11 protein-coding genes are annotated in these 13,060 nt (G+C 72.3%); 4 read left to right on the top strand and 7 right to left on the bottom strand.

Annotated features, from left to right (window positions below):
• Positions 1–262: 262 nt before the first annotated feature.
• Both IE275_RS12715 and IE275_RS12720 read right to left on the bottom strand, forming a co-directional pair.
• Positions 263–2,077: an ABC transporter permease/substrate binding protein gene (locus IE275_RS12715; protein ID WP_189710966.1), complete on the bottom strand. Its 1,815-nt coding sequence runs from the start codon at positions 2,075–2,077 to the stop codon at positions 263–265.
• A complete protein-coding gene (locus IE275_RS12720) occupies positions 2,070–3,155 on the bottom strand; it encodes a quaternary amine ABC transporter ATP-binding protein (RefSeq protein WP_189710967.1) in 1,086 nt (361 codons plus the stop codon). Before IE275_RS12720 ends, IE275_RS12715 begins: the two co-directional genes overlap by 8 nt.
• 220 nt (positions 3,156–3,375) lie before the next feature.
• Between IE275_RS12720 and IE275_RS12725 the strand changes: the two genes are divergently transcribed.
• Together IE275_RS12725 and IE275_RS12730 are read left to right on the top strand one after the other, a co-directional pair.
• The gene (locus IE275_RS12725) at positions 3,376–4,305 is read left to right on the top strand and encodes a 5'-3' exonuclease (RefSeq protein WP_229870217.1); all 930 of its coding nucleotides are present in this window, start codon (positions 3,376–3,378) and stop codon (positions 4,303–4,305) included.
• Between the two features lie 149 nt (positions 4,306–4,454).
• Entirely contained in the window at positions 4,455–5,300 is an 846-nt protein-coding gene (locus IE275_RS12730) for a siderophore-interacting protein (RefSeq protein ID WP_189710971.1), read from the top strand.
• A 63-nt stretch (positions 5,301–5,363) separates the two neighbouring features.
• Here IE275_RS12730 and IE275_RS12735 read toward each other — a convergent pair whose 3' ends face one another.
• The 3 genes from IE275_RS12735 to IE275_RS12745 form a co-directional block, all read right to left on the bottom strand.
• Positions 5,364–6,140: an ABC transporter permease gene (locus IE275_RS12735; protein WP_189710974.1), complete on the bottom strand. Its 777-nt coding sequence runs from the start codon at positions 6,138–6,140 to the stop codon at positions 5,364–5,366.
• Positions 6,137–7,174: an ABC transporter ATP-binding protein gene (locus IE275_RS12740; RefSeq protein WP_229870211.1), complete on the bottom strand. Its 1,038-nt coding sequence runs from the start codon at positions 7,172–7,174 to the stop codon at positions 6,137–6,139. Before IE275_RS12740 ends, IE275_RS12735 begins: the two co-directional genes overlap by 4 nt.
• 165 nt (positions 7,175–7,339) lie before the next feature.
• The gene (locus IE275_RS12745) at positions 7,340–7,960 is read right to left on the bottom strand and encodes a PadR family transcriptional regulator (RefSeq protein WP_229870212.1); all 621 of its coding nucleotides are present in this window, start codon (positions 7,958–7,960) and stop codon (positions 7,340–7,342) included.
• Positions 7,961–8,176: 216 nt separating this feature from the next.
• Here IE275_RS12745 and IE275_RS12750 point away from each other — a divergent pair, with 216 nt between their 5' ends.
• Positions 8,177–9,736 (top strand): amino acid permease, encoded by a 1,560-nt coding sequence (locus tag IE275_RS12750; protein ID WP_189710977.1) that lies wholly within the window; start codon positions 8,177–8,179, stop codon positions 9,734–9,736.
• A 76-nt stretch (positions 9,737–9,812) separates the two neighbouring features.
• Here IE275_RS12750 and IE275_RS12755 read toward each other — a convergent pair whose 3' ends face one another.
• A complete protein-coding gene (locus IE275_RS12755) occupies positions 9,813–10,406 on the bottom strand; it encodes a GNAT family N-acetyltransferase (protein ID WP_189710979.1) in 594 nt (197 codons plus the stop codon).
• Between the two features lie 112 nt (positions 10,407–10,518).
• On the opposite strand from IE275_RS12755, the gene IE275_RS12760 reads away from it, so the two are divergent.
• Positions 10,519–11,472 (top strand): RluA family pseudouridine synthase, encoded by a 954-nt coding sequence (locus IE275_RS12760; protein WP_189710981.1) that lies wholly within the window; start codon positions 10,519–10,521, stop codon positions 11,470–11,472.
• Positions 11,473–11,526: 54 nt separating this feature from the next.
• On the opposite strand, the gene IE275_RS12765 is transcribed toward IE275_RS12760, so the two are convergent.
• The gene (locus IE275_RS12765; RefSeq protein ID WP_189710983.1) at positions 11,527–12,990 is read right to left on the bottom strand and encodes a cytochrome P450; all 1,464 of its coding nucleotides are present in this window, start codon (positions 12,988–12,990) and stop codon (positions 11,527–11,529) included.
• Positions 12,991–13,060: the final 70 nt, after the last annotated feature.

Here is a 13,060-nt window from a genome sequence, read left to right on the forward strand (position 1 = left end):
ACCCCACAGTTCGCGCCAGTCGATCAGCCCCCCGACGCGCCGGGCGGGGGCCCGCCCACGGCTCTTCCGGTTCAATGCGCGGACGACCGCGAGTGTTCCCGCTCGTGACGGGCCGCGCAAGGACGAGGCCGGGGCGAGGGCATCGCTCTGCGTGGTTGGCCGGATCCTTGCCGTGGTGACAGCACGAGGGGCGGGCCCCGGCACACATCCGTGGACATGTGCCGGTGCCCGCCCCTCGACAGGCGGTGACGGGGCTGTCAGGTCACCCGGCCGCCCGGCTCTTCTCCCCCGTTTCGGGTACCGGTACCCATTTCTCGACCAGACCGGGGTGTTCCTTCAGCCAGGTACGGACCGCGTCCTGCTCCTGGCCCTTGCCGGCCTTCTGGATCCGCGCCTCCAGCCCGGTGAGCTGCTCCTCCGTCATGGAGAAGTCCTTCAGCCAGGCGCCGACCTCGGGCTGGTCGGCGGCGAGGTCCTTGCGGGCCACGGTGTGCACGCCGTCGCCCTCGCCCCAGGCGCCCGCGGGGTCCTTCAGCTTCTTGAGGCCGTACTCGCTGTACGCCCAGTGTGGCGACCAGAGGGTGACCAGAATCGGCTCCTTCCTGGCGTACGCCCGCTCCAGTTCGGCGAGCATCGCGGGGGTGGAGCCGTCGACGACCCTGTACGCGCCGTCGAGGCCGTACCGCTCGAGCACCTTGTCCTTGAGCAGGCCCATCATTCCGGCGCTGGGCTCGATGCCGGTGATCCGGCCGCCGAACTCGGAGGCGTGCGCCTTCAGGTCCGCGAGGGAGTTCACGTCCTTCACGTACGAGGGGACGGACAGCTCCAGGGAGGTGGGGCCGTACCAGGTGCCGAGATCGGCGAGCTGATCGCCGTACTTCTTCCAGTACTCGGCGTGGGTGGTGGGCAGCCAGGAGTCGGTCTGGAAGTCGATCCGGCCGGTGGCGAGGCCGGTGTAGAGCGGGCCGGCGGCGTACTGGGTGGTGGTGACCTCGAAGCCGCGTTCCTCCAGGAGTTCCTTCCAGAGGTAGGTGGAGGCGATGCCCTCGTCCCAGGGGATGTAGCCGATGGTGATCTCCCGGCCCTTGCCGACATCGGTGGCGGAGGCCTTCGCCGGGCCGTCCTTCGGGCCGGCGAGGCCCAGGCCGCCGGCCGCGAGGGCGAGGACGGCCACGCCGACGGCGGCCACGGCCGCGCGGGGGCGGTGGGTCCACATCGTCGTGCGGGCCTTGGCGGCGGCGCGGCGGCCCAGCGGAGAGATCCGGGTGCCGAGGGCGCCGGTCATCCGGTCCAGGTAGATGGCGAGGACGACGATGCCGAGGCCCGCCTCGAAGCCGAGGCCGATGTCGAGCTGGCCGATGGCCTCGTTGACGGCGCCGCCGAGGCCGCCGGTGCCGACCATGCCGGCGATGACGACCATCGACAGGCCGAGCATGATGACCTGGTTGACGCCCGCCATGACGGTGGGCAGGGCGAGCGGCAGCTGCACGCGGAACAGGGTGTCGCGCGGCGGGGTGCCGAACGCCTCGGCCGCCTCGACGAGTTCGGCGTCGACCTGGCGGATGCCCAGCTCGGTCATGCGGACGCCGGGCGCCAGCGCGAAGATCAGGGTGGCCACGACGCCGGCCGGGACGCCCATGCCGAAGAACAGGATGGCCGGGATCAGCAGGACCATCGACGGCATCGTCTGGAGCAGGTCCAGGACGGGGCGGACGGCCGTGCTGACCGCCTGTGAGCGGGCGGCCCAGATGCCCAGCGGGATCGAGATCACCAGGGCGACGAGCGTCGCCACGAGCACCAGGGAGAGCGTCGACATCGCCTCGTCCCACAGGGCGAGGGAGTCGATGAGGGCGAATCCGGCGAAGGCGAGGACACCGGCGGCCAGTCCGCGCAGCCACCAGGCGAGCACCGCGAGGATGCCCGCGAGGAGCAGCGGCTCGGGGGCGGTGAGGACGGCGTCGAGGCCGTCGTACAGGCCCTCGACGAGGGTCTTGACCGCGTCGAAGAGCCAGGACATGTGGGCGAGGAGCCAGTCGACGCCCGAGTCGACCGCGTCGCCGAGAGGGAGCCTAGGCACGGGCGGTCACCTTCTCCCCGCGGTCGCAGGGCGTGGCCGGGGCCGGCAGGGCGCCCTGGCTCTCGCCGAGGAACCGGAGCAGGCGCTGTCGCGGTACGACCCCGACGAGTCCGCGGCCGCCGTCGAGGACGGCGACGGGGTGCGGAAGCCGGGCGCCGAGCGCGCACAGCGCGGTGAACGGGGTGTCGGGGGTCGCCGTCTCGCAGCCGCAGTCGGCCTCGTCGCCGCGGACCTGCGCGTCCATGACGGCGGCGGCGGTGAGCACCCGGGTGCGGTCGACGTCCTGGATGAAGGAGGCGACGTAGTCGTTCTCCGGGCGCAGCAGGATGTCCTCGGCGGTGCCGGTCTGCACGATGCGGCCGTCGCGCATGACGGCGATGCGGTCGCCCAGGCGCATGGCCTCGTTGAGGTCGTGGGTGATGAACACGATGGTCTTCTTCAGGGTCTGCTGGAGCGTCAGCAGCTGATCCTGCATGTCGCGGCGGATCAGCGGGTCCAGCGCGCTGAAGGACTCGTCCATCAGGAGCAGGTCGGCGTCGGTGGCCAGGGCGCGGGCCAGGCCCACGCGCTGCTGCATGCCGCCGGACAGCTCGTCCGGCCAGGACTTCTCCCAGCCGGCCAGCCCGCACAGGCGCAGCGCCTCGGCGGCGCGCTCCTCGCGCTCGGGGCGTGGCACGCCCTGGACGGCGAGGCCGTAGGCGGCGTTGTCGAGGACGCTGCGGTGCGGGAAGAGCGCGAAGTGCTGGAAGACCATGCTGATCTTCCGGGCGCGGACCTCGCGCAGGGCACGGCCGGTGAGGGCGGTGAGGTCCTGGCCGTCGAAGAGGACGCGTCCGGCGGTCGGCGCCAGCAGCCCGTTGAGCATGCGCAGCAGGGTGGACTTCCCGGAGCCGGACAGGCCCATGACGACGAAGATCTGGCCGGGGTCCACGGTGAAGGAGGCGTCGATGACGGCGGCGGTGGTGCCGTCGGCGCGCAGCTCCTCCCGGTCGGCGCCGTCGCGGAGCCGTTCGACCGCCTCTTCCTCTCGTCTGCCGAACACCTTGTAGAGATGTTCGGCCTCAAGCCTGGATGACACGCGTACCTCATCGTTCGGGGACAGGACGGGAGCGGCGCCGGCCGATGCTGATGCAAAAGCGAACGGTTGAACGTGCAACCTCGCACCACTCCGAGGCGGCGCCTGCCCTGGTCCGAAGGGGTCAAACGTACGAGTGGTCCGGCTCACAATGGGTGGGCGGAGATTCCCGCGTGCCACGGGAGTGAATACCGGCCGGTCACACGGGCGGCCGTGCGGCATGATGCGAGGCGTGACCGGACGACTGATGCTCCTCGACACCGCCTCGCTCTACTTCCGCGCCTACTTCGGCGTCCCGGACTCGGTGAAGGCACCGGACGGCACGCCCGTGAACGCCGTGCGCGGCCTGCTGGAATTCATCGACCGGCTGGTCAAGGACCACCGGCCGGACGAGCTGGTGGCCTGCATGGACGCCGACTGGCGTCCGAAGTGGCGGGTCGACCTGATCCCGTCCTACAAGGCGCACCGGGTCGCCGAGGAGCGCGCGGCCGGCCCGGACGAGGAGGAGGTGCCGGACACGCTGTCGCCGCAGGTGCCGGTCATCGAGGCCGTCCTGGACGCACTGGGCATCGCCCGCGTGGGCGTCGCCGGGTACGAGGCGGACGACGTGATCGGCACCTTCACCGCGCGGGCGCGCGGTCCGGTCGACATCGTCACCGGCGACCGCGACCTCTACCAGCTGGTGGACGACGCGCGCGGGGTGCGAGTGCTGTACCCGCTGAAGGGCGTCGGCACCCTCCAACTGACCGACGAGGCCTGGCTGCGCGAGAAGTACGGTGTCGACGGGCCCGGTTACGCGGATCTGGCACTGCTGCGGGGCGACCCGAGCGACGGCCTGCCGGGCGTGCCCGGGATCGGCGAGAAGACCGCGTCGAAACTGCTGGCCGAGTTCGGCGACCTGGCCGGGATCATGGCGGCGGTCGAGGACCCGAAGGCGAAGCTCACCCCCTCGCAGCGCAAGCGGCTCGACGAGGCCCGGCCCTATCTCGCGGTCGCGCCGACGGTGGTCCGGGTGGCCGCCGACGTGCCGTTGCCGGACGTACGGACCGCGCTGCCGCACTCACCGCGCGACGGGGCGACACTGGAGGGGCTGGCGGAGCGCTGGGGCCTCGGCGGATCGTTGCAGCGGCTGCTGGCCACCCTGAGCGCGTAAGCATTGTTCTCGCGCAGGGGAATGACATTCGCCATGGCGAAAAGTCATCCTCGTCGAATGAGGTGAATCCACCTCTCGAGGGGGGAGCATCACGAGGGGGCGGGATGCTAACTTAGGTAAACCTAACCATACCCACACGGGAGGCCGTCATGGCAGAGCGTCCGGCACGGAAGCCGCGGAAACCCCACTCCGCGCAGGTCGTCCGCACGGAACGGCTGACCCCGCACATGCAGCGGGTCGTGCTCGGCGGTGACGGTCTGACGGAGTTCACGGCGGGCACCTGCACCGACCACTACGTCAAACTGCTCTTCGGCCCCGACGGGGTGACCTACCCGGAGCCCTTCGACCTGGAGCGGATCCGGGCGGAGTTCCCGCGCGAGCAGTGGCCCGTGACCCGGACGTACACCGTTCGCCACTGGAACGCCGAACACCGCGAGCTGACCCTGGACTTCGTGATCCACGGTGACGAGGGCCTGGCCGGTCCGTGGGCGGCGCGCGTCCGGCCGGGCGAGACCGTCCGCTTCATGGGCCCCGGCGGCGCCTACGCCCCCGACACGGCCGCCGACTGGCACCTCCTCGCCGGCGACGAGAGCGCCCTGCCCGCCATCGCGGCCGCCCTGGAGGCCCTGCCCGCCGGCACCCCGGCCCACGCCTTCATCGAGGTGGAGGGCCCGGACGAGGAACAGAAGATCGACTCCGATGTGACGGTCACCTGGCTGCACCGCGGCGAGCGGCCCGTCGGCGAGATGCTCGTCGAGGCCGTCCGCGCACTGGAGTTCCCCGAGGGCCGCGTCCACGCCTTCGTGCACGGCGAGGCGGCGGCCGTCAAGGACCTGCGCCGGATGCTGCGCGTCGAGCTCCAGATCCCGCGCGAGGACCTGTCCATCTCCGGCTACTGGCGGCTCGGCCACAACGAGGACGGCTGGCAGGCCGCGAAGCGGGAGTGGAACGCCCGCGTGGAGGAGGAGCAGGAGGGCGCGGCACCCGCCGCGTGACCCCGACGGAAGCGGCCCGCGCCGGTGGAGCGGGCCGCCGGTGAGACCGTGCGTCCTGACGTGCTACACCGACCGCTGGTACGAGCGCAACGTCCGGATCGACAGCCAGACCGCCGCCACCGCCAGCGCGAGCAGCGCCCCGCCGCGGTAGAGGACGGCGCCCGGGTCGGGATCCGCGGACAGCGCCGAACGGCCCGCCGTCATCGCCCAGTTCAGCGGATTGAAGTCGGCGATGTGCCGCATCCACGACGGCATCTGGTCCGGAGCCATGAAGGCGGAGGACAGAAAGGTCAGCGGCAGCAGCAGGAACGTGTTGATGCCGATGATCGACTCCCGCTCCCGCACCAGCATGCCGAGCGCGTTGGACAGCGCTCCGAACACCGTGCCCAGCAGCACCGAGGCGACGACCAGGACCAGGACGCCGGTGACCCCGCCCGGGTAGTCCGCGCCGCCCAGCAGCCCGAGCAGCACGATGACGACCGACTGGAACGCGGTGACGATGCCGTTGTGCACGACGTTGCCGTTCATCAGCGCGGCCCGGCTCGCCGGAGTCGTCAGGAACCGGTCGAGCGTGCCGCGCTGGATCTCCTCCAAGGTGCCCATGCCCGCCCACATGTTGGAGCCGAGCGCGCTCATCACCACCACACCCGGCACCAGGTAGTCGAGGTAGGAGGTGGTGCCGAAGCCGCCCAGCTCGACGACGTTGCGGAACAGAGCGCCGAACAGGAACAGCCAGACGACCGGCTGGACCAGCATGATCACCGCGTAGGCGGGCTGCCGGGCGAACACCATCAGCTGACGCTGGGTCATGTACCAGGTCTGGGTGACGGCCGTGGTCATCGGGCACCTCCGGCGAGAGCGAGGGAGCCGGTGCCGGCCTCGGCGTACCGGCGGCCGGCGTACCGGAGATAGACGTCGTCGAGGGAGGGCCGGGCGACGGTCGCGGTGGCGACGGCGGCCCCGGCCCGCTCCAGCGCGCCGAGCAGCACGGGTACGGCGGCCGCCCCGTCGTCGGCGCGGACGCTCACCCGGCGCCCCTCGCAGAGCACCTCGTGCACCCCGGGCAGTCCGCCGAGGGCGCCGTCGAGCAGCGTGCGGCCCGCCTCGCCGAGCGCGGTGCGCAGCTCCACGTGCACGGCGTCGCCGCGAAGTTCGCCCTTGAGGGCGTCGGGGGTGCCGCTGACCACGACCCGGCCGCGGTCGACGATGGCCACGCGCTCGGCGAGCCGGTCGGCCTCCTCCAGGTAGTGCGTGGTGAGCAGGATGGTGAGGCCGTCCTCGCCGGCCAGCCGGCCGATCTCGTCCCACATCGCGGTGCGGGCCTCGGGGTCCAGACCCGTGGTGGGCTCGTCGAGGAAGAGCACCTCGGGCCGGTGCACCAGCCCCAGCGCGACATCGAGGCGGCGCCGCATCCCGCCGGAGTAGCCCTTGACCGGGCGCCGGGCGGCCTCGGTGAGTGTGAAGCGCTCCAGCAGCTCGTCGACCCGCCGGTCCAGGCCCGTGCCCTTCATGCCGTGGAGCCGGCCCTGGAGACGGAGGTTCTCCCGGCCGGTGGCGACCGGGTCGGCGCCAGAGTTCTGTGCGACCACACCGATCGCGCGGCGCACCCGGTCCGGGTGGCGCAGCACGTCGTGCCCGGCGACGGTGGCCGAGCCGGAGTCGGGGCGGGCCAGGGTGGTGAGGATCTTGACGGTGGTGGACTTGCCGGCGCCGTTGGGGCCGAGCAGTCCGAAGACCGTGCCGGCCTCGACGGTGACGTCCATCCCGTTGAGGGCGGTGACCTCACCGGGGTAGGTCTTGACCAGCCCGCGCGCCTCGACCGCGGGCGCACGGGTCGCACGCGAAGGCGTACTCGTGCTCGTACTCATGCTCATGACTCGGCTCTCCTGGATGCATGACGAAAAGATCCACGTGAAGAGCGCCGGGCTATCCTGGGTGTGCCGCACCTCGATCGCCGGAACTGCCTCACCGTGGTTTCGGTTCGGGGTCCGGGACCCCGGCCGGGGCTGCTGCAACAGCTCCGCCGGGGTCCGCTTGTTCTAGGTGAACTCCGGTGGCAGCTCCCCCGTCTCGTGGAATCGCCGCCAGACGTCGACGCCGGGCAGCGAGCCCTTCCTGATCTCGTCGAGGAAGCCGCGCACCCACTCCGCCTGCGCCTCGACCAGGTGCAGGTGGTACTCGACCTCGACGAGGAACAGCCGGGGCAGCGTCTCGTAGAGCTTCGCCAGCACCGCCCGTCCGCTCGTCACCTCCACGTCCAGCGCGGACAGCCGGTCCTCGAGAAGCCGCACCACGTCGTCCGGGGGCAGCGCCCCGAGCAGGGAGAGCGCGGTCTCGAAGATCGGGTACTCCTTGGCCGGGATCGCGACCAGGTCCGACAGCCACTCGGTCATCTCGTTGCGGCCGGCGTCCGTGAGCGCGTAGACCGTGCGCTCGGGCCGGTTGCCGCGCCGCTCCACGTCGACCACCTCGACGAAGCCGTACTTCTCGAGGTTCTGCACGACCGTGTAGAGCGAGCCGTAGTTGGTCTTCGTGCTGGCGTCCTTGCCCTGGCGGCGCAGGGTCTGGGCGATCTCGTAGGGATGCATCGGCTTCTGCCAGAGCGTGGTCATCACGGTCAGCGCCAGCGGATTGGTCAGCTTGCGTCGCTTGCCCGGCACGACCGGCCCCCTTTCACCTCGCATCCGAATATCCGTAGCCGAACATATCGCGAGCACTATCTCGGGTCAACAGACACGACATATCGCGATCGGGTGCCCGGCGTCGGAACGTGAGGACTTGGGCCCGCCCCGGACACGGCCATGTGACGCGCAGGAAACAGGCCGTCCCTAATTTCTGTCGCCCGACAGGAATTCACGCCCAAGGCAGGTGCCGCCGTGACGACCACCTCTCCCGCCGACGTACGTCCCGACCCGCCGCGCGCCCCCGAGCCGGACGACGGCTCCCTCGCCGCGTTCGGCTACCGCCAGGAACTGCACCGCAGCCTCGGCCGGTACGCCTCGTTCGCCGCCGGGTTCTCCTTCATCTCCGTCCTGACGACCGTCTTCCAGTTCTTCGCCTTCGGGTACGCGTTCGGCGGCCCCGTCTTCTTCTGGGCCTGGCCGGTGGTGCTGGCCGGCCAGCTGCTGGTGGCCGCCTGCTTCGCGGAACTGGCCGCGCGCTATCCGATCTCGGGCGCGATCTACCAGTGGTCGTCGCGGCTGTCGACGCCGGCCTTCGGCTGGTTCGCCGGCTGGATCATGGTGATCGGACAGATCGTGGTCGTCGCCGCGGCCGCCCTCGCGCTCCAGATGGTGCTGCCCGCGATCTGGTCGGGCTTCCAGCTGATCGGCACCGACCCCGCCCCCACCTCACCGGACGGCGCGGCCAACGCGGCACTGCTCGGCGTGGCCCTGCTGGCGCTGACGACCCTGGTGAACGTCGTCGACAACCGCGTGATGTCCGTGATCAACCGGGTCGGGGTGACCGCCGAGATCATCGGGGCGGTGCTCATCGTCGTCCTGCTGCTCACGCACTCCGAGCGCACGCCGACCATCACCTTCCACACCGACGGGGCCGCGCAGAACGGCCTCTTCGCGGCACTGCTCGTCGGCTCGTTCACCGCCGCCTACGTGATGATCGGCTTCGACAGCGCGGGCGAGATGAGCGAGGAGACGCACCATCCGCGCCGTACCGCGCCCCGGACGATCCTCACCGCGCTCGGCGCGGCCGGCCTCCTCGGCGGGCTGATCGTCCTGGGCGGGCTGCTCGCGGCGCCCAGCCTCACCGACGGACGGCTCGCCGTCGACGGGCTCAGCTACGTCCTCACCAGCAGCCTGGGCGACGGCGTCGGCAAGGTGCTCCTCGCGGACGTGGTGGTGGCGATCGCGGTGGCCACCCTCGCCATCCAGACGGCGGCCTGCCGGATGCTGTTCTCCATGGCCCGCGACGGACAGCTCCCCTTCTCGGCCCGCCTCGCCCGCGTGCACCCGCGCACGGGCATGCCGAACGCTCCCGCCCTCGTGGTGGGCGTCCTCGCGGCCGCCCTGCTGCTGCTCAACTTCGCCTCACCGGACGCCTTCCTGGCCATCGGCACCACCTGCATCGTGATGCTGTACCTGGCGTACGCGATGGTCACCGGCCCGCTGCTGGTGCGCCGGCTGCGCGGCGGGTTCCCCGGCAGCGCCCCGTCCGGCACCGACGAGAGCGGCGCCCCGCTCTTCTCCCTGGGCCGCTGGGGCATCCCCGTCAACGCCCTCGCCCTGCTCTACGGCCTGCTGATGACCGTCAACCTGGCCTGGCCCCGGGCGGCGGTGTACGACCCGGCGGGCGGGCACTGGTACTTCCAGTGGTTCACCCTGCTGTTCCTGGGCGCGACGGTGGCGGCGGGCGCCGGCTACCGGGCGTACCGGCGGCGGACGGCGGCCGGTGCCGTACCGGAGACCGTACCGGCGTAGCCGCCCGGGGCCGGGCGCGGCCGGGCGGGCGGGTCCTGGCCCGGGATCCGACCCGGCATCTGCCCCGGGGTCCGCCCTACGGCCTGGCCCGGTCGTCCTGTACGCGCGCGTGCAGGTGCATGTCGTGCCAGCCGTCCGGGTGGAGGGTGGCGCTGCGCTTGGTGCCCTCCAGGGTGAAGCCGGCCTTGGTGGCGACGCGGCAGGAGGCCGGATTGGCGACGGAGTGCATCAGCTCCAGGCGGTGGAAGCCGATCTCGTCGAAGGCCCAGCGGGTGAGGGCGGTCGTGGCACGGGCCGCGACGCCCCGCCCGCGGGCCGCCGCCGCGGTCCAGTAGGCGACCTCGGCCACACCCTCGCTCAACACGATGCCCCGCAGCGCGACCCGCCCGAGCAACGCGTCGCTCTCCGCGTCGGCGACGGCCCACTGGGCGTCCCGTTCCGCCTCCCAGCTCGCACGCCACTCCTCGATCCAGCCGGCGGCCTCCGCCTCGGAGTCGGAGGACCGGATGTGCCACTGGTGCATCAGCGGGTCCTGGAAGACGGCGTGGACGGCGGGGGCGTCCTCGGCCCGCCACGGACGCAGGACCAGTCCGTCACCGGTGGGGAGCACGGGCTGCGGGGCGCGGGAGAGGGCTCCCGCGGGCAGGACGAAGCCGGTCGTGAAAGGCATGATCCGCATCCTGCCAACGGTTCTCGGGGCGGCCAACGGGTTTTCCCCGGCCCCGTGGCCCGATCCCGAGTCCCCGTAGGCCTGGTCCCGAGTCCCCGTAGGCTTGATCCCGATGAGACGCCGTACCCCGCCCCCGCCCTCCCCCCTGCCGCAGCGCGACGGAATCGACGCGATGCGGGTGCGGCTGCCGGGCGAGGGGCACTGGGCCACCGTGCGCGAGCATCTCGTGGAACGGCTCGGCGGGGCCGGGCCCGGGGTCGTCGACGGGATGCTGCGGGCCGGGCTGATCGTCGGCGCGGACGGACGGGCGGTGGCGCCGGACACGGCGTACGTGCCGGGGATGTTCGTCTGGTTCCACCGGGAGCTGCCCGACGAGGTGCCGGTGCCCTTCCCGCTGGAGGTGGTCCACCGCGACGCGCACCTCGTCGTCGTCGACAAGCCGCACTTCCTGGCCACCACCCCGCGCGGCAGCCATGTCACCGAGACCGCGCTGGCCCGGCTGCGGCGGGAGCTGGACATCCCCACCCTCGGCGCCGCGCACCGCCTGGACCGGCTCACCGCCGGGCTGGTGCTGTTCACGGTGCGGCCGCAGGAACGCGGCGCGTACCAGACGCTCTTCAGCGACCGGCGGGTGCGCAAGGTGTACGAGGCCGTCGCCCCCTACGACGCCTCGCGCGCGTGGCCGGTGACGGTGCGCAGCCGGATCGTGAAGGAGCGCGGGACCATGGCCGCGCGCGAGGTGCCGGGCGAGCCCAACGCGGTCAGCCGGATCGAGCCCGTCGAGCACCGCGCGGACGGGCTGGCCCGCTACCGGCTGGTCCCGGAGACCGGGCAGACCCATCAGCTGCGGGTGCACATGAGCGCGCTGGGTGTGCCGATCCTCGGCGACCCGCTCTACCCGGAGGTGGCCGCCCCCGTGCCGCCCGGCGACTTCCGGCGCCCGCTGCAACTGCTCGCGCGGGAGCTGGAGTTCACCGATCCGATGACGGGGGCGGAGCACCGGCTGCGGAGCCGACGGGTGCTCGGCGCGTGGGAGTCGTACGACCGTTGGGCCGCGGGCGGCTGACCACGGCCGGGCGGCGGGGGCCGGGCCGGCCTCCGCCGCCGTACGGGGCGCGGGTCAGTACCCCCGCCACCAGGACAGGAACCGCCGCCAGGCGTTCGGCCGGCGCGCGGGGTGCGGAACCGGCCCGGGCCGGACCGGCTCCGGGGCGGGCGGCGCCGGCGTCGGGGTGGCGGGTGTCGGGCGGCCCGCCCGCTGCGGCGGGACCTGTGCGTGGCTCGGCCTGAGCTTGGCCTCCTCCTGCTGCGGCCTCGGCTCGAAGTGGACCGGCAGCTCCACCAGGTGCCGTGAGGCGATGGACGTCGTCCAGCGCAGCTCGTCCTCCTCGCAGTCGAGCTGGACATCGGGCAGCCGTGTCAGGAGCGCGTCGACGCCGACGTCGGCGATGGCGCGGCCGACGTCCTGGCCGGGGCACTCGTGCGGGCCGCCGCCGAAGGCGAGGTGGGAGCGGTTGCCCCGCATGTGGGCGGAGAGGTCGGGACGCACCCGGGGGTCGAGGTTGCCGGGGGCCGGGGCGAAGAACAGGCCGTCGCCCTTGCGGATGCGCTGGCCGCCCAGCTCGGTGTCCTGCTTGGCGATGTAGGCGAAGATCGTGCTGAACGGCGGCTCGTCCCACAGGACCTGCTCGACCGCCTCCGGCACCGTCATCTCGCCGCCGTTGAGCTGGGCGAGGAAGCGCGGGTCGGTGAGGACCATGCGCAACACGTTGGACAGGAGGTTGACCGTCGCCTCGTAGGCGGCGAAGAGCACCAGGCGCAGATGTTCGCGGACCTCGTCGTCGGTGAGCCCGGCCGGGTGGGTGATGAGATGGCTGGTGAAGTCCTCGCCGGGCTGGGCGCGGCGGCGGGTGGTGAGCCGGCTCAGCGCGTCCACGACGTACTCGTGGCTGGCGACGGCGGTCTCGCTGCCCTTGAGCGCGTCCCGGGCGGCGGCGACCATCCGGTCGTTGTACTCGTCGGGCATGCCGAGGATCTGGCACATCACCGCCATCGGCAGATGCTCGGCGAACTGGCCGACCAGATCGGCCCGGCCCTCCTCGCAGAAGCGGTTGACCAGGGATTGCGTGGCCCGGTGGATGTACCGGCGCACGCTGCGCTCGTCGAGGGTCGCCATGGCCGAGGTCACCGCGCCCCGCAGGCGCTTGTGCTCGTCGCCCTCGGCGTGGGCGCAGATGGGCTGCCAGGCGATGTGCGGCATGAGCGGATGGTCGGGCCTGACCTTGCCCTCCCGCATCGGCGACCAGAGCCGGGTGTCCTTGGTGAAGTGCGACGGTGTGCGGGCCATCTGAAGGTTCTCGGCGTGGCCGAGGACGATCCAGATGGGCAGGTCGTCGTGGAGCAGGGCCGGTGCGACCGGGCCGTGCTCCTCGCGGAGCTGCTCGTACAGCTCGCCCAGCTCCTCGGTGCCGGGGCCGTAGAGGCGTTGCAGTCCCCCGGGGCCGCGGCCGTGCGCGGGGCAGCCGGGCGGCGGGTCGAGGGCGAGATCGTGCGGACCGGTCGAGGTCGGGTGTTCAGGCGTCACAGGGGGTCGCTCCGAAACTGTGGTCGGTCGCTGTCAGGGGGGTACGGCGGTGCGGGTGACGACGGGGGAA

It is taken from the genome of Streptomyces phaeofaciens (assembly GCF_014648915.1).
Taxonomy (GTDB): Bacteria; Actinomycetota; Actinomycetes; order Streptomycetales; family Streptomycetaceae; genus Streptomyces; species Streptomyces phaeofaciens.

Bases quoted from the DNA above. Each gene is read 5' to 3' on its own strand.
- IE275_RS12725 (WP_229870217.1), top strand. From the start codon at position 3,376: ATGCGAGGCGTGACCGGACGACTGATGCTCCTCGACACCGCCTCGCTC.
- IE275_RS12730 (WP_189710971.1), top strand. From the start codon at position 4,455: ATGGCAGAGCGTCCGGCACGGAAGCCGCGGAAACCCCACTCCGCGCAG.
- IE275_RS12735 (WP_189710974.1), bottom strand. From the start codon at position 6,140: ATGACCACGGCCGTCACCCAGACCTGGTACATGACCCAGCGTCAGCTG.
- IE275_RS12740 (WP_229870211.1), bottom strand. From the start codon at position 7,174: ATGAGCATGAGTACGAGCACGAGTACGCCTTCGCGTGCGACCCGTGCG.
- IE275_RS12755 (WP_189710979.1), bottom strand. From the start codon at position 10,406: ATGCCTTTCACGACCGGCTTCGTCCTGCCCGCGGGAGCCCTCTCCCGC.
- IE275_RS12760 (WP_189710981.1), top strand. From the start codon at position 10,519: ATGAGACGCCGTACCCCGCCCCCGCCCTCCCCCCTGCCGCAGCGCGAC.